Below are 18,023 nucleotides of genomic sequence, written 5' to 3'. Positions count from 1 at the left end.
CAATGGAATGCAATGCCGATACCATGTGAAATCACGCAATTGCCTCAATCGGGCCGGATGAGCAGGCCGCGTTCCGTGCGGATCTGGGCATAGGCCGCCGTGATCGACGCAGCCTTGGCGTGGGCTGCATCTTCGAATTCCCGTGGCGCGCCCATCTGCACAACGCGGTCAGGGTGATTGTCCGCCATCAACTGGCGATATGCCGCGCGAATGGCGGAAAAGTCGGCATCATGCGCAACGCCGAGAATGTGATAGGGATCGTCCCCGTCTGGTCCCAGATGACTGGCCTTGATGCGGCGGAATGTTTGCTCAGTGAAACCAAACGCCTCGGAAACCGTGCGCAAATAATCGAGTTCATCGGCCGTAACAACGCCGTCTGCCCCGGCAATCTGAAACAGACCGTCCAGCACGCCTTCCAACAGGCAAGGACGGTCGTGATAACGACGGCCAATCTTGCGGGCATACCCTTCATAGCCGCGAACCGTCTGGCGGGCGATGTTGAATACGCGACGCACGCTGTCGGCATCTTCTGGCGCAGCGCGGAAGACCCGCGAAAACGTCATGATCTCTTCGTCGGACACATTGCCATCCGCGACGGCCAGCTTGGCGCCAAGGCCAACAACCGCCGCTGTGAAGCCGACATCGTTCGGATCTGGCGCGCAGGCGAAATCGCCCCCATCGGCGGAATCGCCGTCGGAGTGATCCGGGTCGAACAGGCGACGTCCGCCTTCAAGCAGTCTGGTCCACAAAGACATTTCCCGCAAATCTATACCCCATTTTTCCAGATTTGGGAGAGCGGCATGCTGACAGTTACGTGAAGTACTGCTCACAATTTCAATCGTGAATAATTTTTTAGATTCTGATCCCGCACGCAGGTGGCTCGTACAGAGGGGCGCAGGTGGATATGGTTCCACCCGCCAATTATGTTGGACCCCCAGTTATGAAACACCTCATCGCGCTTTCCGCCGCCCTTGCCCTGACCGCAGCTCCTGCATTTGCCGAAACCTGCCAATACACGAAGCAAAAGACTGCCCATCAGGTTGAAGCCGAACTGGTCAAAGGCGAATGGACCAAGATGGACATTGTCGACACCGCAGCAGAAGCTGGACAGTTCGAGACGCTTCTGGCGGCCGCCACCGCTGCCGGCCTGGTTGACGCCCTGAAAGGTGATGGCCCGCTAACCGTTTTTGCGCCAACCGACGAGGCCTTCGCTGCACTGCCTGACGGCACGGTCGAAACTCTGCTGCTGCCGGAAAACAAGGACCAACTCGCCGGGATCCTGAAGCTGCACGTTATCGCCGGCAGCAAAGTGACGTCAGATCAACTCGCCGGACAGACACTCACCGTCGACACGCTGAATGGCGAAGTCGCGATTGACGGCACAAATGGTGTGATGGTGAACGACGCGACCGTCGTGAAAGCAGACATCATGGCCTCGAATGGTGTGATCCACGTCATCGACAAAGTATTGCTGCCGAGCAGCTAGGTCTGTACTCAAGCGCTAGAAATCTGGCCCGCCTGAAACTCTTCTGGCGGGCCTTTTATTACGGTCGACTACTTCCTTTGAGACTCGACCACTGCCCGCAACGCGGCAATCTCTGACCGCATATCCTGGATCGCGCTCAACACGGCAACACGCCCCTTCTCCGCCGTCATCAGCTCGCCTTCCAGCTCCTCCTCAATCTCGTCGAGTCCCTCCTCAATGATGGCCTGCTGCTCTGCTGCCAGCGAATCCACGATGAGCGCGATGAAGAGGTTCAGGATGGCGAAGCTGGCAATGAAGATGAAGATCAGGAAGAAAAGCCAGGCGTATGGATTGCCATCGTCAATAACTTTCTGAACCACTTCGAAACGCCAACCATCCATCGTCATGACCTGGAACAGCGAATAGGCAGAGCGCGGCAAATCTCCGAACAGCTCCGTGACTTCCTCATTGTCCGTATTGCCGAACATGTTGGTAGCCATGACTGCGGCGACATAAGTGATCAGTGCAAGCACGGCGAAAATCGCGCCCATACCCGGAAGCGCCTTCATCAGCGCTTCCGTGATCCGCCGCATCATTGGGACAATGTGCAGGAGACGCAGCACGCGCAGCACACGGAGTGCCCGCAGCACACCAAATGCGGCACTGCCTGGCACCAGCGATACGCCGATCACGATGAAATCGAACCAGTTCCAACCACGCTTGAAGAACTGCATCCGATAGACGATCAGCTTCAACAGGATTTCGACAGCAAATATGTATGTGATGGACTGGTCGATGACATCCAGCGACCGCACCAGACCGGACGGCAAACTCGCGCGATAGGTAAGAATACCCAGGATCACAGCATTGATGATAATCAATGCGATGATCGAATGTCGGAACCACGGCTTCTCAACCATGGCTTCCAGAGCAGAATTATGCGTGTCGAAATCGAGCGTTGCGCGTTTCATGGTCTGTGCCGTTCCCCTCCGGTCGATAGGCCACAACGCGTTCTGCCCGCAACTGCCCGGCATGCCAAGTCATCGGATGTGGATCGCCCCTAGTCGGCTGACGTTGTCGTGTCCGACACGATGACCCATTCACCAGCGATCTTGCGCATGACCAGCGTGTAGAGACCGGACGGGTTGTCGCCGTCTACCTCCAGCATCCAGCGGCCATGCGCGATGGCCGCATCAGGGGAAAGCAGCTCGATCTCATAGTCCGAGGTGATCAATTGGCCCATCTTTTCGGGCGTGTCATACCGCTTTTCGTATCGCTCCAGCGTCGCATCCCACCCCCGCGCGACGTTGCCACCTGAAGCGAAGCGCAAATTCGGCGATTTCCAATAGCCCGCCATGAATGCCGGGATATCCCCGCGATTCCAGGCCTCGTCCTGCGCCTGCAGCACGGCAGTTATTGCGGCGGCCTCCTGCGCTTCAGCTGCGCCGCTCAGATGAGACGATGGCTCAGAATACGTAGCGCACCCTGTAGCAAGGATCGGCAAAATGACCGCGAAAACAGCTGACCGCATCACAAATCTCCCGGTTCGGACCCGCATAAAAAAGCGGGGCAATGTCCTACCGTTTCAGATAGGCCTGACGGGCCCATTCTAGGGCACTCAGCGCAACCGCAACACCCCCTAGCCAGAAGGTGATGATGAACACGTCATAAAAGCCGTTCTGCTCGATCATTTCGCCAAGCCATGGCCGCCCGAGCGTGCCGATCAGCATCGTCAGGGACGCTAGCAGGGCATATTGAACCGCAGCGAAACGCGGGTTCACCACGGACGTCAGGTATGCCGTCATCGCCACAAGCGCGAACCCGCCCGCGATGTTTTCAGCAAAGATCGTCACCATCAGGCGCGCCATGCGCTGGCCTTGGTCTGACGCAATCATCACCTCCTCCGGCTGCAATTTCGCGGCCCATTCGGCAAAAGCAATCAGCGGCGCATCGAGATGCGTGAACGCGAGGAAGCCATCAACCGCCGCCGCGCCAGCGGCAAGGTCTGCGTAAAGCAGATTGGTAACCGCCGCGACGATGCCGCCAACGAAAAAGACAGGCATCCGGCCCAGCACAGCGATCAACGTCGCGCCAATCAGCGACCCGAGAATTGTGGCGACGACACCGAAGAATTTGGACGCAATCGCAACATCATCCAGCGTGTGGCCGAGGGCATCGAGATCAGTGCGCAGATAGAAGGGATAGGCGAACGATCCCCAGACGGCATCCGTGAACCGGTAGGTCAGCGCAAGAGCCAGCACGAGAATTGTCCACCAGCCGAGCCGGGAAATCAGTTCCATCAACGGATCAAAGATCGCCCGAAACAGGGTGGAGAGCAGCTTGTCCCCACGTGTCTGCCCCGCAACAAATAGCGGCGCTTCTGTTGCAACGGCCTTCTGCGTGAATACAAGCAGCGCCGCCACGACGGCCGGTAGCACAACCGTCAGCAAGACAATGATAGGCCCCTGCTCTGACACGAAAACACGTGATGAAATATCAGCGCCAAGCGCCAGCTTTCTCACGACAAAGATACCGATCAAGGTGAAGCCGACCACCCAACTGAGCGATACGACGACGACGGCAGGCAGCGTCACTCTCCTTCGCAGTGACGGCAGGAAGCTCATCCGGCTCGTATCTGGCTTTGAAGAAGATTCCGGCTCCGGCGCAAGCAGACTGCCCAGGACAGTGAAGGCAATGAAGACCGCCATCATGACGTAGGAAACGGTCCATCCAACGCGCGCAGCGACCAACAGGGCGAGGAAACCGGATATGAATCCGCCTGATTTGTAACCGAACTGATACAGCGCCGACATCAGATCCTTGTCTTCTTCGGATCGCGCCACCTCGATCCGCCACGCATCGAGGATCAAATCGTGCGTCGGCCCAATTATGGTGATCACGAAACAGATCAGCGCGACGAGGCCTATGTTCTCGGGCGGATTGCTGAAGGCCAGAACGATCAGGAGCAGCGCTATCACCGACTGGCACAGGACCAGCCAGGATCGCCGCCCCCCAATACGCAAGAAAGGTACATTCCGGGCACGGCCAAACATGGGGGCCCACAAATACTTGAACGAATAGCCGAGCGAGACCAGCGCCAGAACGCCGATTGTGTCCGTATCGATTCCTTCCTGCGTCAGCCAGGCGGAGAGAACCCCGACAACCGCGCCATAGGGAATACTTGCCGCGAATGAGAGGATCAGCATCGCCGCCATACGGCGATCCTTCAACGCCTTGAAGGCGCGAACAGCGCGTGAGGGCTCTTTCACCGCGGGCGGCGTTGGCGCCGATGTATCGCTCATGCGGCGCCTTCGCGCCGGGCGGCGCCGATCGTCCAGTTGATGGCAAGTGTCCGCAAGGCTTCAGCATCCAATGGCTTGGCAGCAACCCCGTCTGCGCCGACCGCCTTGGCTTCGCGTTCAATATTCGGGTTCATTTCGGCGGACACTGCAATGATGGGCATGCGACCGCCGTGCTCGCGGATACGCCGCATGGCTTCAAAGCCATCCATAACAGGCATGCGCAAATCCATCAGGACGAGGTCAGGGGTCATCTGGGCGACAGTCTCCACGGCTTCGCTTCCGGTGGAGGCCACAGTGACGCTAAAACCGGCCGATTCCAAGGCACGACGTGCGATCAAGGCGTTTACCGGATTGTCATCTGCAATCAGAACATGACCTGCGCCGGTTTTCTGTTCCGGCTCGTCCGGCGCCAGCTCTCCCGACCTCACGACAAAGACGCGCTCCGCAATTGATGACGCGCGAAGCGGGCGAACCAGCCAACCGGCACATCCGAGACTACGGAAGCGATCAATTGCGCCGCGATCCTCCGGTCGCAAAACGACCAGAGATGGCTTCTGACTCGCAAAACTGCGGACAAGCATTTCGCGCAAGTCTGCACCGATGAGCAATACATCGACATTGGCTGGGACATCGGGATTGGACGGATTGATCAAGACAGTTCGCACGGACGCCCCGTGCAGCGCGGCCGCGGCGGCGAGGGTCGAGGCAGCAGGCAACCCAACCAGTCCGACAGTCATTTCCAGTTTCGGAAGATCATGGGTTGGCGCCATGTCTGCTTTGGCAAGCGGCAGAAACACATCAAAAGACGTGCCCAGTCCTGGCGCGCCCGAAATCTCGACCTTGCCTCCAAGCAAATCTGTCAATCGTTTGACAATGGCGAGCCCCAGGCCGACGCCGCCATCATTGAACGCATCGCGCGTGGTGGACTGCGTGAACGCGCTGAACAAGTTCTTGCGATCTGCTTCGGCAATGCCCGGGCCGGTATCAATGATCCGGAATTTCAACCCCTCTTCAAGGGCGATCACATCCAGCAGAACCGCCCCTTGCTGGGTGAATTTCAGAGCATTCCCCACCAGATTGAACAGGATCTGCCGTATACGACCGGCATCCCCGGAATAGGTCGGCATCGGCAGAGGATTCGCCCTGACAGCAAGATCAAGTCCGGCGGCGTGGGCGCGAGGACTGAGCAGCTCAATCACTTCGCGGCCAAGGCGGACGGGGCAGAAATTTTCGACTTCCAGATCAACCGCTGACGCATCCAGACGGGCATAATCAAGCACATTGTTGAGAAGATCGAGAAGCCGCGCGCCGCTCATACGGATAGCTTCAGCATACTCTCTTTGAGCTGGCGCAAGCTCCGTTTCCAGGAGCAGGGATACAGTTCCGAGAATGCCGTTCAGCGGCGTGCGTATCTCATGGCTGGCCGTAGCGAGGAATGTGTCTTCCGGCTTACCGACCTGTTCGGGGGATTTTGATGCGTCCGTCATGCCCCTCCCCATAAGGCAAAGCCTTTAGCATTCGTTTAACCGACGAGCCCGTCTTGCGCCGGGATTGTTGATGCTTCCGGCCCTCTAGCCGGGCGATGCCGATAGGATAACGCCTCCGCGATATGGATACGGCGGACGCCTTCTGCTCCTTCCAGATCAGCAATCGTGCGCGCCACCTTGAGGACGCGGCTATAGCCCCGTGCCGTCAATTGAAGCCTGGCGGCTGCATCTGACAACAAGGCCGCACCCGCCTCATCGGGGGCAGCCGATTTCTCCAATTCCGGCAGCGGCGTGTCAGCGTTTACAGGCCGGCACGTATCGCTTGCCATATGCGCCAATCGCTCGGTCTGAATATCGCGCGCGCGGGCAACACGCTCCCTCACTTCAGCAGAGCCTTCTGCCGGCGGCGGCAAAGCCAAGTCCACCGCTGTCACGGGTGGCGTGTCGTAGTAAAGATCAATCCGGTCAAGAAACGGGCCGGACAATCGCGCCTGATATTGCTGCGCACAACGCGGGCCGCGCCTGCATGCGGCCGCGCCCGGTCCTCCCCCGCAACGACAGGGATTCATGGCGGCGATCAGTTGAAACCGGGCTGGATAGCGCACATGCCGGTTGGCACGCGACACGACGGCTTCGCCCGCCTCCAAAGGTTGACGGAGACTGTCGAGAACAGTGGCCGTGAATTCCGGCAACTCGTCCAGGAACAAGACGCCATGATGCGCCAAGGATACTTCACCCGGCCGGGCCTTTATGCCGCCGCCGACCAGCGCCGCCATTGACGCAGAATGGTGTGGTGCCCGAAAGGGCCGACGACGCGACAGTCGCCCTCGTTCCAGCAATCCGGCTATGGATTGTATCTGGGAGACTTCCAGCAATTCCCGAGCAGACAGTGGAGGCAATATCCCCGGCAAGCGCTGCGCCAACATGGATTTACCTGAGCCCGGCGGCCCGCAGAACAGGAGATTATGCCCGCCGGCAGCGGCAATTTCGAGCGCGCGCTTGGCACCCTCCTGGCCTTTGACATCCCGCAGGTCTGGCCCCGCAGGCGGTGTGGCAAGCTCCCCCGGCTGAGGCGGGGAAATTACTGCGCGGCCCGTAAAGTGATTGATCAATGCGATGAGGCCGGTTGCCCCGACAACGCTGCCGCCCGCCCAAGCCGCCTCTGCGCCACAAATCTGTGGGCAGATTAGCTGGAGATCCATTGCCTCTGCTGCCATAGCCGCAGGCAATACACCTAATGTCTCCCCCAATGAGCCGTCGAGAGACAACTCGCCGATCGCTGCATAGGATTCGAGCTGATCTGGCGGGACCACGCCCATCATGGCGAGAATTGCCAACGCAATTGCCAGATCGTAGTGGCTGCCTTCCTTGGGCAAGTCCGCTGGCGCAAGGTTCACAATGACACGCTTTGGCGGCAATGCGAGGCCAAGAGACGCGAAAGCAGCCCTGACACGTTCGCGGCTTTCGCCAACGGCCTTGTCCGGAAGTCCGACAATATGAAATGCGGGTTGCCCGCCCGTCATTTGCACCTGCACGTCGACGGGTTGCGCCTCAACGCCCTCAAACGCAAATGTCGTGACCCTGCAAACCATGTCCAACCCCTTCAACCTGGGTGAAATGGTTAACAGAACTCTACGAACAAATAAAGAACGAAATTCCGAAAAGTTGAAACGCCTTTACATCAGGCGTCGTGCATCACAGCGCTGAGCGCTTCGTCCAGAACCTCAAGGCCCGCGCCCTTTCGCACCGCTTTTTCAGACAGGGTACGACGCCACTGACGCGCACCGGGGCGGCCGTTGAACAGGCCCAGCATGTGCCGCGTCATACCATGCAGTCCCATACCTTCTGCCAAGCGATCCGCCATATAAGGCCGATATGCTTCGATTGCCTCGAAAGGCGATACCGCTGCCCCTTCGCCAAACAGGGCTGCGTCGATCTCTCCGAGCAAGGCGGGCGTCTGATAGGCCGCGCGCCCGAGCATAACGCCATCGAACGTATCCAGATGCTCTAGGCAATCTTCAAGGGTCGTGATGCCGCCGTTCAGAACAATGGTCAGGTCGGGCCGGGCAGCCTTCAGCCGCGCGACAAGTCCGTAGTCGAGCGGCGGAATATCCCGGTTCTCTTTCGGGCTGAGCCCTTTCAGCCAGGCTTTGCGCGCATGCACCGTAAACACATCACACCCTGCGGCGCTTACGGTTTCGACGAAGCCAAACAGGGTTTCTTCCGCTGGCAGATCGTCAATCGCGATGCGACATTTCACTGTGACTGGAATGGACACGCGAGCCCGCATCGCGCTTACACAATCGGCGACTTCCTGCGGCCGAGCCATCAGGCATGCGCCGAATGCCCCAGACTGAACCCGGTCTGATGGACATCCGCAGTTTATGTTCACCTCGTCATAGCCGGACTGTTCTGCAATCGCAGCGGCCTCGGCGAGCTTGACGGATTCATTTCCCCCGAGCTGCAGGACGATCGGGTGCTCTGCCTCCGAGTAGCCAATCAAGCGCTCCCGATCGCCGTGAATTACCGCATCTGCGGTCACCATTTCTGACCAGAGCAGCGCACGCTTCGACAAGCACCGATGAAACATGCGGCAATGCCTGTCCGTCCAGTCCATCATAGGGGCAACAGAAAATCTATAGGCTTGATTTATTTGCATTTTTTCAGTAGTTTCAAAGGGCTAAAACAAGAACGTGTGCACTTTTTTGGACCAATTTGCACACGCTTGTACCGGTTTTGATCTGTCTGTGCACACGGAGCGCACACGAAATGGCGACGATTGTAAAACTTCCCTCCGGAAGCTGGCGGGCCCAGGTGCGGCGAAACGGGCGGTATGTCTCGAAGAGCTTCAAGCGTCGCCGCGACGCTGACGGATGGGCTGTGGATATGGAGCGCCGTATCGACCGCGGCGAAAGTGTCTCCAAAGCCCGTCCCAAACATCTCAACACACTTTCTGATCTCGTCGATCTCCACATCGCGGACATGCACGAATCCCGCAAGCCTTTGCGCCGATCCAAGTCATACTCGCTCACCAAGCTGAAACTCGATATCGGCCACATGCGCATCGATCAGATTGACCGCGAAACCGTTGTCGAATTTGGACGTCAGCGATCTCACGAAGGCGCCGGGCCTCCAACCATCGCGATGGACATATCCTATCTGAAGACGATCCTGCTGCATGCCAAAGCTGTGCACGGCGTCCATACACCGGTCGAGGAAATCAACCTCGCGCGCGTTGCGCTCAATAGGCTCGGCCTGATCGGAAAAAGCAGGGAACGGGACCGCCGACCTTCGCAAGAAGAGCTCGATGACTTGTTCGAGTTCTTCGACGCTAACGAGCGATATCGTGCTCCGATGAGCCGGATCGTGCGCTTCGCAATTGCGACGGCCATGCGCCAATCAGAAATCTGCTCAATCCAGTGGGATGATGTCGATATGAGGCGGCGCATCGTTACGGTCCGTGATCGGAAGGACCCCAGACAAAAAGATGGCAATCATCAGAAAGTGCCGCTTGTAGATCTCACGGGCTATGACGCCTGGGAGCTCATCAACGAACAACGCCGGACCAGCGACAGCACCGGCCGCGTATTCCCCCACAACCCACGCTCAATCGGAACCGCCTTCAGACGCGCATGCACCGACCTCGATATCGAGGACCTGCACTTCCACGACCTACGCCACGAAGGCACAAGCAGGCTCTTCGAGGCAGGGTTGAAAATTCAGGAAGTTGCCTTGGTGACGGGCCACAAAGACTGGAAGATGCTCAAGCGATATACGCACCTTAGTGCGGATTCAATTGTGGCTCTTGCCTTGGCCAATACGCGATAGTGAACCCCATTTCGAGCGTCGAATACTGCATCCTGCAAAAGTCTGCGAATTCAAACCTCGACACGTTCTAACGTCGAACGTCTCCGACAAACGCAAATAGCGAGCTGGCGGATAAAGTTCGGCGCGAGTGACGTGCCACATTCCATATTTTTTATCCATATTTTTCAATCACTTACGGGAAGTGTAATCGATTCTTGGTCCTCAGCTCGGTCTGATTTTGGTCCACAGTTTTGTAGACCGCTTGAGTTCGACGCCGCTCACCGGCACCGATAGCCATAGTTAACGCGGATTGTACTCCCTGCCAAATCAAGCTTGATCTATAGAACTAGATTTCACCGCTAACTACAATGCACAGAGCGCCGAAACTCAACACATCATACTAAAGTCAACACCTAGCGCTCGACCGATATCCGCATCATGCCCAGCAATCCTCCAAGAACGATATCGCCGCCCGGCAGGAGGTGAATGACAGAGTAAGCGCCATTGTAAATGTGGCTATCACCAAGGCGAAGCCGTGTAACGGCTTCACCCGTCTCCCAATCAAGACCTGTGACCTCCCATTTTCCGTCTACGAAACCATTGACATAGACCTGTTGGGCGCCGCCAGAAATCATGGGGACGGTTGATGGGCTCGATACAGTGGGATTTGCCCAGGCACGCACCCAGCGGTCAGCTTCAACGTCCCATTCAAACTTTTCAGCACCCGTCGGTCCTTTGCGTAGTCTACCAGACATGACAACATTCTCCAGCATTGTTGGCAATGGCGATGGCAATGTGTTGTTTACCACCAAGGCACCGTAGCCATATACCGCAACGGATTGCTCAGACTGGGCGCGCTCAAGGTCAGACTTTCCGAAACTAACCTGAATCTGGTCGGCAATTCGACGCGATTTGGTCCCTGGCTTCTGGACGAAATCCTCTGGAATATCGTCGCGCCAGAAGGCGACGACATTCATAATCAACTCTCCGTCCGTGATGACAACAAGTTTGTCTTCCTCGTCTCCGAAGCCCATAAGTGAGGGCGTAGAGCCTGATCCGTTGCCGAGACTCACGCCGCCAAGTTTGCCGGTGAAGGAATCGTATTCTGATGACCACGCGCCATACCCTCTAGAGTGAAGTGTTTCCCCGTCCCAAACCAGTTTATGGAGCCTCCTATTTGAGAGAACATAAATGCCACCACCCTCATCAATGGCGATCGAGTTCGTAACCTGCTCATCGTCAGCCAACTCATGAATGATCGGTGCCTGTTCAAAATTTCGGTCTACGATGACGACAACGCCGCCCATCGTCACCAGCGCCAGCATGCCATCATAAGTCAGATTCAATCCGAACACAGCATCAGGGTCTTCCAGTGTTGGATTGAAATATTCGCGCGGCAGCTGAAAGCGGCGCTTTTCCACCAGTGGTGACAGCGGATTGCCGGGTTCGGCATCACCATAAACGACGACATCGTTGTTGACGACAGTGTAGAAGTCACCATTGCGGTCGACGACATTATAGATTGCTGCTCTGGCGACGACCCGCTCAACATAACGTGGATAGTTCCGATTGAGATAGCCAAGCAGTTCAGCTTCTGAGGCCGTACTATCCATTTCGACGGCGATACGTTCAGCATCCTCGACAGACATGAAGGGTTGACCTTCCACAGGCAGAGCATTGATCAGTTGAAACTTGCCATCGCTAATCAGGATTTTGGAGATACGATTATTGTTGGCGGAGATGGCCACCTGCTCACCTGAAGGATAAGTTGGTAATTGCATAAGCGTGAGGTTCACCAACCCTGCCGGGACCCTTTGAATACCCTCATCATCAATCTCGTGAATACCGACCGGCCCAGCAAACGGAAGGGAATCCTGTTGAGCCGGATTAAAATGCGTGGTGGCAAGCTCGCTGTCCACCAGATTTGGGTTCATTGGAGGAAACTCCGGACCCGACGCATCAAAGACTGGGATAGTGGAGCATGCACCAAGCACGGCTACGATTGCGACTGCAGCAGCAGCGATATGAGGTTTCATTTGTTGTCTCCCAGAGTGACAGATTTGTACTGGTTTAGCGAATTGTCAGAATACTATTCAGCTTGAGACGTCGACTGTTGCTCGTCTTGAAACGCCATCCAGGCTCGAGAGAGGATGAAATCCTCAATATCATCGACTTCCTGTTGGCTTAGGCGGCCGGCGAAGTTGGGCATGCCAATCGCTTCGCCGGCCCCTTGAAGGAGGAAAGCATCAAAAGTGTCTATCCCGAGAGTCGCTGACTGCCTCAGATCGGGGAGCGTTCCGGACGAAATGGCCGCGCCGCCATGGCAGACACCGCAGAATCGACCGTAGAGGTCTGTGCCCCGTACAACCGCTTCAGCCGAATGCGGCTGTCGCGCTGGCTCAGGCGTTGCCTTCTGCGGAAGCGCGGCGACGTTTAGCTCGCCCTCTCCGCCAAGTTTGAAGGCAAGTACATGGCCTTCAACCGGGCCTCCTGTCTGCCCGACATAGAAGCCGGCGAGCAAATTGGCACCACTGCCCCAACCAGCTGATACAGCAACATACTGCTCGCCATTGACCTCATACGCCACAGGTCCACCGACCATTGCGACACCAACCGGATACGACCACAGTTCTTCGCCTGTTTTGGCGTTGTAAGCATTGAAAACGCCGCTCGTCGTGCCTTGGAATACCAGATCTCCAGACGTTGTCAGCGTACCTCCATTCCACATTCGCTCATGCTGAACACGCCAGACTTCTTTCTGAGCTACCGGATCCCAGGCAGCAAGATGTGCTTGGACAAGTTGGCGCAGAAGTGTGCGACGTGCTTCTTCTGTTTCCGGTAATGCGTCTGTCAGGCTGACACCGATATTGAATGCGTCTCGGTCAAAGCGGGCAATCTCGCCCTCGATCTGATCGGAATAGAGGAAAGGAACATCTTGTGCGGGAATATATACCAGCCCTGTTTCCGGATTGAATGACATGGGGTGCCAGTTGTGGGCACCAAATGGGCTGGGTTTGACGAGCGCAGGTCCACCAGACAGATAGCGCGCCTCGGGGTTTTCAACAGGACGCCCGGTCTCCATATCGATATGTGTGGCCCAGTTAATGGGAACAAATGGCTCTGCGGAAATAAGTTCGCCGCTTATTCGGTCGATGACATAAAAGAAGCCGTTTTTCGGCGCTTGCATCAGCACCTGACGAAGCTCTCCCTCGATCTCAAGATCAGCTAGAATGATATTCTGCGTAGCTGTGTAGTCCCAAGTTTCGCCCGGCGTCGTCTGATAGTGCCAGACATATTCTCCTGTGTCTGGACGTAACGCGACGATTGATGACAGGAACAGATTGTCGCCGCCGTCCGGGCTTCGTACTTTCTGATTCCAGGGCGAGCCGTTTCCAACGCCGATATAGAGGAGGTCCAGTTCAGGATCGAATGCCATGCTGTCCCAGACAGTCCCGCCACCGCCCAGCTTCCACCATTCGCCTGTCCAGGTCTCAGCAGCCATCTCGATGGCTTCGTTTTCGAATCCATCATCCGGATTTCCCGGCACAGTGTAGAACTTCCAGGCCTGTTCACCTGTTTCAGCATCATACGCTGCAACAAATCCGCGAACGCCGAACTCACCACCGCCATTTCCGATGATGACCTTGCCTTTCACAATGCGAGGCGCCCCTGTGATCGTATAGGGTTCTTCGAGCGGTACAGTACGGGTCTCCCAGATCTGTTCGCCTGACTTTGAATCAAGAGCGATCAGACGACCATCCAGCGACCCGAATATGACCTTGTCGTTATAGACAGCCACGCCGCGATTGACGACATCGCAACAAGCATGTGCGCCCTTTGATCGGGGAACCTCCGGATCGTAGCGCCAAAGAATTTCTCCTGTGGCAGCATTAAGCGCCAGCACTTCGCTCCACGAACCCGTAGTGTACATGACACCATCAACAATGATCGGGGTTGCCTCTACGCCACGATAGCTGCCAAGCGGTGCCGCCCAGGCAAGATCCAGCTGGTCGATTGTTTCCAGATTAATGGCGTCAAGCGCGCTAAACCGCGTTTCTGAAAACGTGCCACCATGAGTAAGCCAGTTATGTGGTTCGCCTGCGGCATTGAGCAAACGTTCCTCATTGATCCCCTGGGAGGCTTGTGTGGAAGCGTCGCCAGAGTCGACCGCCCCTCCACAGGCAGCCAGAAGACCGATCGTAGCGCCCGTCAGAATGACTTTCAGCGCTGTAGCGGGCATTTTTTTGCCGTTCATTTTGTCCTCCCGGACACCCCAGTGGATGAGGTTCTGGATTTTTTCTCATACCAAGCAAGATTGCACTGGAACGGCGAAGTTTCTCAAGCCCCGCGCAACGCCAATGTTCCGTCATTTTGTGCCAGCGACAAAGCCTGGGACACCTACTTGCAACGGATCTAGTTGCGGGTTTTCAACTCCTTGAGCAGCTCTTGCTGGTGCTGACCATGCTCAGGTGCTGGACCGGGGATTGCCTGCACGTTCGATTGGAAACGCGGGGCCGGAACAGCCTGAACATAACCCTGGCTGTTTTCAAAGATTCCGCGCGCCAGATTATGAGGGTGCAAAGGTGCACTGATCGGACTTTCCACAAGGCCAAAGCATGCATCGGTCCCCTCTAGTAAGTCTTGCCAGTATGCAGATGGTTCGGTTGCGAAAAGAGCACGAAACTTCTCTGACTGCTTCGACCAGCTATCACGATCATACTGGTCTTCGAAGTCGGGATCGCCTGCAAGACCGAGGCGCTGTAGAAGTTCTGCGTAAAATTTCGGTTCTAGCGCGCCAAGCGTGATGTCACGCCCGTCTGCACAGCGATAGGAACTGTACCAAGGGGAATCATCCAGAAAGCCGCGCCCGCGCTCGGCTTGCATCATGCCGCTGGGCAGCAAATCGAAGATGAGGTTCATCATATGCGCCGACCCATCGACAATCGCTGCATCAATCACATCGCCCTCACCGGTGGCCCTGGCCTTTAGAATGCCCGCGAGAATGCCAATCGTCAGATAGTTCGCACCGCCGCCAATGTCCCCGATCAAGCCTGGTGGCGGCAGTGATCGCGTTCCAGTTGGGCTTGCAAACCAGGCAGCTGAACTGACGGATACATAATTGATATCATGTCCAGCCGCCTGGGCGAGCGGTCCCGCCTGCCCCCAGCCCGTCATGCGACCAAAGACAAGCTGTGGGTTCCGCCCCAGACAAACTTCCGGACCAAGGCCCAGGCGTTCCATCACTCCCGGCCGCATGCCCTCGATCAGGGCGTCCGCCGTCGCAATCAGATCCAGCGCGACCGCGCGGTCTTCAGAGTCTTTCAGGTCCAGAGCGATCGAGCGCTTGCCTCTTTTCAGAATGCCGACAGGCAAAGTCGATCCCGGATCGGAGCCCTTGGTCTTTCGCTCTATGAGAACGACATCCGCGCCCAGATCGGCCAGATGCATGCCACAAAAGGGCGCCGGCCCAATGCCCTCGATTTCGACAATCCGAATGCCCTGCAGAGGTCCTTTAGACACGGGACGTCACCTGAACGCCGAGACGCCCGTCAGGCTCCGCCCGATAAGGAGTTTCTGGATCTCCGTCGTTCCATCCGGAATGGGTGCGATCATCGCTTCGCGGGCGAGGCGCTCGACAATGAACTCCTTCGTGACGCCATTACCGCCGTGAATCTGTACTGCCTGGCGCGTTGCACTGACAGCGATTTCGGTACCGTACCATTTTGCCATTGCGCACTCCTTGTCGCAGCGCTGTCCGGCGTCAATCATGCCCGCTGCGCGCAAAGACAACAGGCGCGCCGCATCGATCTCTGTGGCCATTACAGCTAACTTTTCTGCAATGAGCTGGTGGCCGGCAATTGGTTTGCCATGCTGCGAACGGTCGATTGCATAATTTATTGACTCATCAAGCGCGCGCCGCGCCATGCCATAGCCCCACGACCCGACGTGAACTCGCGCGCGTTCGAACAGGGTGAGCGTGTTCTTCAGACCCGAGCCTATTTCACCGATAGTATTCTCGACCGGAACGCGCACATCATCGAGAAAAACCTGTGATGTTGATTGTCGATTGAGCGCGATCTTTGGAATACCGCGGACTTCATAAGGATGCTCATTGCGATCGAGCAGGATATGGGTCAGTTCGTTCTCGCCAGTTCGGCAGGTGCAGATGAAAAAATCTGAGTACTCACCATTGGTGATCCATGTTTTCTCACCAGAAATCACCCAATGGTCACCATCTCGCACAGCCCTGGTTTTCGCCGCCGCGACATCCGAACCGACATCCGGCTCGGAAATGCCGACAGACGCAAAAAGTTCCCCCGCCAACAATCTAGGCAGGTAACGTGTCTTGATGTGCTCCGGCGCGAGTTTGACCAGCATCGACGCTGCGCTGCCATTAACAAGTGCGGCTATCGCCAAGTCTCCCGAACTATAGGCAAGCTCTTCAATTAGTTGAACGTGCAGCTTCCAGGACAACCCCAGCCCGCCGGCAGATTCCGGCTGTGGGGCGTTGACGAGACCAAATTCTGCCAGCTTTTGCGTCCAGCTTTGCATTTTGTCCTTTGGAACGAAGTCTTCCCCATGCGCAGCCAGTTCCGGCTCCAGCTGCTCATCAAGATAGCGACGCAGGCTTTCGATTGCGGCGAGCTCAGCCTTGTCAAAGAAAATATCTAATCCCCCAATCATGCATTTGCCCTCTTGAAAATGTTGACCACAGCAACACCCTCCTCAATGCCAATTAGGCCGCCGCTGTTTTCGTGGATAGCGTGTCGGGCACCATCAACCTGGCGCTTTCCAGCTTCGCCGCGTAATTGGGTGACAAGCTCATGAATTTGCCCCAGCCCGGTTGCGCCGATGGGGTGGCCCTTGGACTCCAGCCCGCCAGACGGATTGATCGGGATTGAGCCGCCAATCGTGAAGTCCCCGCGTTCCGCTGCCGGGCCTGCTTCACCGATCGGAACTAACATCAAGTTCTCGGCGTGCATCAACTCACCAATCGCGGTTGCATCGTGCACCTCGGCAACGTCCATGTCTTCTGGTGAAAGGCAGGCCATTTCATACGCCCTCTCAGCGGCAATTCGCGCAACATGGCGTTCCGGTGCATCGGCGCTGCGCGCGGGGTTTCCACTTGCAACGGCGCTGGCCATAACCTGGACGGCTCGTGACGTAGTGGCACCAATCTTCCTCAAGCCTTCCTCATTGCAAAGGATGACCGCTGCAGCACCATCCGAGATCGGTGAGCACATTGGCAGCGTCAAAGGGTAAGTGATGGGAGGTGCTGAAAGAATTTCATCAATCGTGTAAGGCTGACGGTATTGCGAATACTCATTGTGCTCTGAATGCTGATGATTTTTCGCGGCTATCGCAGCAATCTGGCGCTGAGTCGTGCCATAGCGCTTCATATGGTTCCGGCCGAACGCTGCGTAGATTTTCATGAATACGCTATAAGGGCGTTCAGATTCCGATCCCTCCGGTTCGGCAACACCTTCGCCCAACTGGAGAAGCCTTTTGGCATTCTCCTCAGGTGTCTCAACATCCCAACCGCCATCGAACACAGCGAACATCCTCGCCTTGTCAGGCACGTTCATTTTCTCGACACCCGCCGCCAGGACAACGTCCTGCATACCAGCCTTAAGCGCCTGAACAGCAAGGTGAAAGGAGGATGAACTGGACGCACAGGCGTTTTCAATATTGAATGCGGGAATACCTGTCAGCCCGATCTTGCTGAGCGCAACCTGGCCAGGAACAAAGGTTTGTCCCTGCAAGAACCCTTGGGTCGCACTGGAATGGTAAACTGCCTCCACGGCGGCCTTGGTGCAGCCTGCATCATCCGCCGCACGCAAAATGGCGGTGTCCAGCAATTCAGAAATACTTGCTTCCAGATGCCGCCCGAAATGCGTCATGCCGACGCCTACAATATAAATCTTACTATCCGACAAGACTCTCTCCCCATCTACAGATGGC

At 56.7% G+C, this 18,023-nt stretch carries 14 protein-coding genes; 2 read left to right on the top strand and 12 right to left on the bottom strand.

Annotated features, from left to right (window positions below):
* Nucleotides 1-44: 44 nt before the first annotated feature.
* A complete protein-coding gene (locus tag HF931_RS06680) occupies nucleotides 45-755 on the bottom strand; it encodes a molecular chaperone DjiA (protein ID WP_035547377.1) in 711 nt (236 codons plus the stop codon).
* Between the two features lie 185 nt (nucleotides 756-940).
* Between HF931_RS06680 and HF931_RS06675 the strand changes: the two genes are divergently transcribed.
* Nucleotides 941-1,486, top strand: a complete 546-nt coding sequence (locus HF931_RS06675) for a fasciclin domain-containing protein (protein WP_273242607.1) — start codon at nucleotides 941-943, stop codon at nucleotides 1,484-1,486.
* A 68-nt stretch (nucleotides 1,487-1,554) separates the two neighbouring features.
* On the opposite strand, the gene HF931_RS06670 is transcribed toward HF931_RS06675, so the two are convergent.
* From HF931_RS06670 to dusA, 6 genes are all read right to left on the bottom strand, one after another.
* Nucleotides 1,555-2,436 carry an ion transporter gene (locus tag HF931_RS06670; RefSeq protein WP_051602387.1) on the bottom strand — a complete coding sequence of 294 codons (882 nt, stop codon included), beginning with the start codon at nucleotides 2,434-2,436 and terminating at the stop codon, nucleotides 1,555-1,557.
* An 89-nt stretch (nucleotides 2,437-2,525) separates the two neighbouring features.
* Entirely contained in the window at nucleotides 2,526-2,996 is a 471-nt protein-coding gene (locus HF931_RS06665; RefSeq protein ID WP_273242605.1) for a YybH family protein, read from the bottom strand.
* A 46-nt stretch (nucleotides 2,997-3,042) separates the two neighbouring features.
* Nucleotides 3,043-4,767 carry an AmpG family muropeptide MFS transporter gene (locus HF931_RS06660; protein ID WP_051602388.1) on the bottom strand — a complete coding sequence of 575 codons (1,725 nt, stop codon included), beginning with the start codon at nucleotides 4,765-4,767 and terminating at the stop codon, nucleotides 3,043-3,045.
* Nucleotides 4,764-6,254 (bottom strand): response regulator, encoded by a 1,491-nt coding sequence (locus HF931_RS06655; protein ID WP_035547381.1) that lies wholly within the window; start codon nucleotides 6,252-6,254, stop codon nucleotides 4,764-4,766. The genes HF931_RS06660 and HF931_RS06655 overlap by 4 nt, the downstream gene beginning before the upstream one ends.
* 35 nt (nucleotides 6,255-6,289) lie before the next feature.
* Nucleotides 6,290-7,846 (bottom strand): YifB family Mg chelatase-like AAA ATPase, encoded by a 1,557-nt coding sequence (locus HF931_RS06650; protein WP_273242602.1) that lies wholly within the window; start codon nucleotides 7,844-7,846, stop codon nucleotides 6,290-6,292.
* Between the two features lie 89 nt (nucleotides 7,847-7,935).
* On the bottom strand, nucleotides 7,936-8,913 hold the full coding sequence (dusA, locus tag HF931_RS06645) for a tRNA dihydrouridine(20/20a) synthase DusA (protein WP_273242600.1): 978 nt from the start codon (nucleotides 8,911-8,913) through the stop codon (nucleotides 7,936-7,938).
* Between the two features lie 110 nt (nucleotides 8,914-9,023).
* On the opposite strand from dusA, the gene HF931_RS06640 reads away from it, so the two are divergent.
* Nucleotides 9,024-10,082, top strand: coding sequence for a site-specific integrase (locus HF931_RS06640; protein WP_112061425.1), 1,059 nt, complete (start codon nucleotides 9,024-9,026; stop codon nucleotides 10,080-10,082).
* A 392-nt stretch (nucleotides 10,083-10,474) separates the two neighbouring features.
* Here HF931_RS06640 and HF931_RS06635 read toward each other — a convergent pair whose 3' ends face one another.
* From HF931_RS06635 to HF931_RS06615, 5 genes are all read right to left on the bottom strand, one after another.
* The gene (locus tag HF931_RS06635; RefSeq protein WP_139068737.1) at nucleotides 10,475-12,097 is read right to left on the bottom strand and encodes a hypothetical protein; all 1,623 of its coding nucleotides are present in this window, start codon (nucleotides 12,095-12,097) and stop codon (nucleotides 10,475-10,477) included.
* A 53-nt stretch (nucleotides 12,098-12,150) separates the two neighbouring features.
* Nucleotides 12,151-14,316 carry a PQQ-dependent dehydrogenase, methanol/ethanol family gene (locus tag HF931_RS06630; protein ID WP_273242596.1) on the bottom strand — a complete coding sequence of 722 codons (2,166 nt, stop codon included), beginning with the start codon at nucleotides 14,314-14,316 and terminating at the stop codon, nucleotides 12,151-12,153.
* A gap of 158 nt (nucleotides 14,317-14,474) precedes the next feature.
* Entirely contained in the window at nucleotides 14,475-15,581 is a 1,107-nt protein-coding gene (locus HF931_RS06625) for a CaiB/BaiF CoA transferase family protein (RefSeq protein WP_034763804.1), read from the bottom strand.
* Nucleotides 15,582-15,587: 6 nt separating this feature from the next.
* Nucleotides 15,588-16,745: an acyl-CoA dehydrogenase family protein gene (locus HF931_RS06620; protein ID WP_273242594.1), complete on the bottom strand. Its 1,158-nt coding sequence runs from the start codon at nucleotides 16,743-16,745 to the stop codon at nucleotides 15,588-15,590.
* The gene (locus HF931_RS06615; protein WP_233348651.1) at nucleotides 16,742-17,998 is read right to left on the bottom strand and encodes a thiolase family protein; all 1,257 of its coding nucleotides are present in this window, start codon (nucleotides 17,996-17,998) and stop codon (nucleotides 16,742-16,744) included. Before HF931_RS06615 ends, HF931_RS06620 begins: the two co-directional genes overlap by 4 nt.
* Nucleotides 17,999-18,023: the final 25 nt, after the last annotated feature.

Source organism: Hyphomonas atlantica corrig. (assembly GCF_017795365.1).
GTDB lineage: Bacteria > Pseudomonadota > Alphaproteobacteria > Caulobacterales > Hyphomonadaceae > Hyphomonas > Hyphomonas atlantica.
This window is presented reverse-complemented; position numbering and strand designations above follow the sequence as displayed.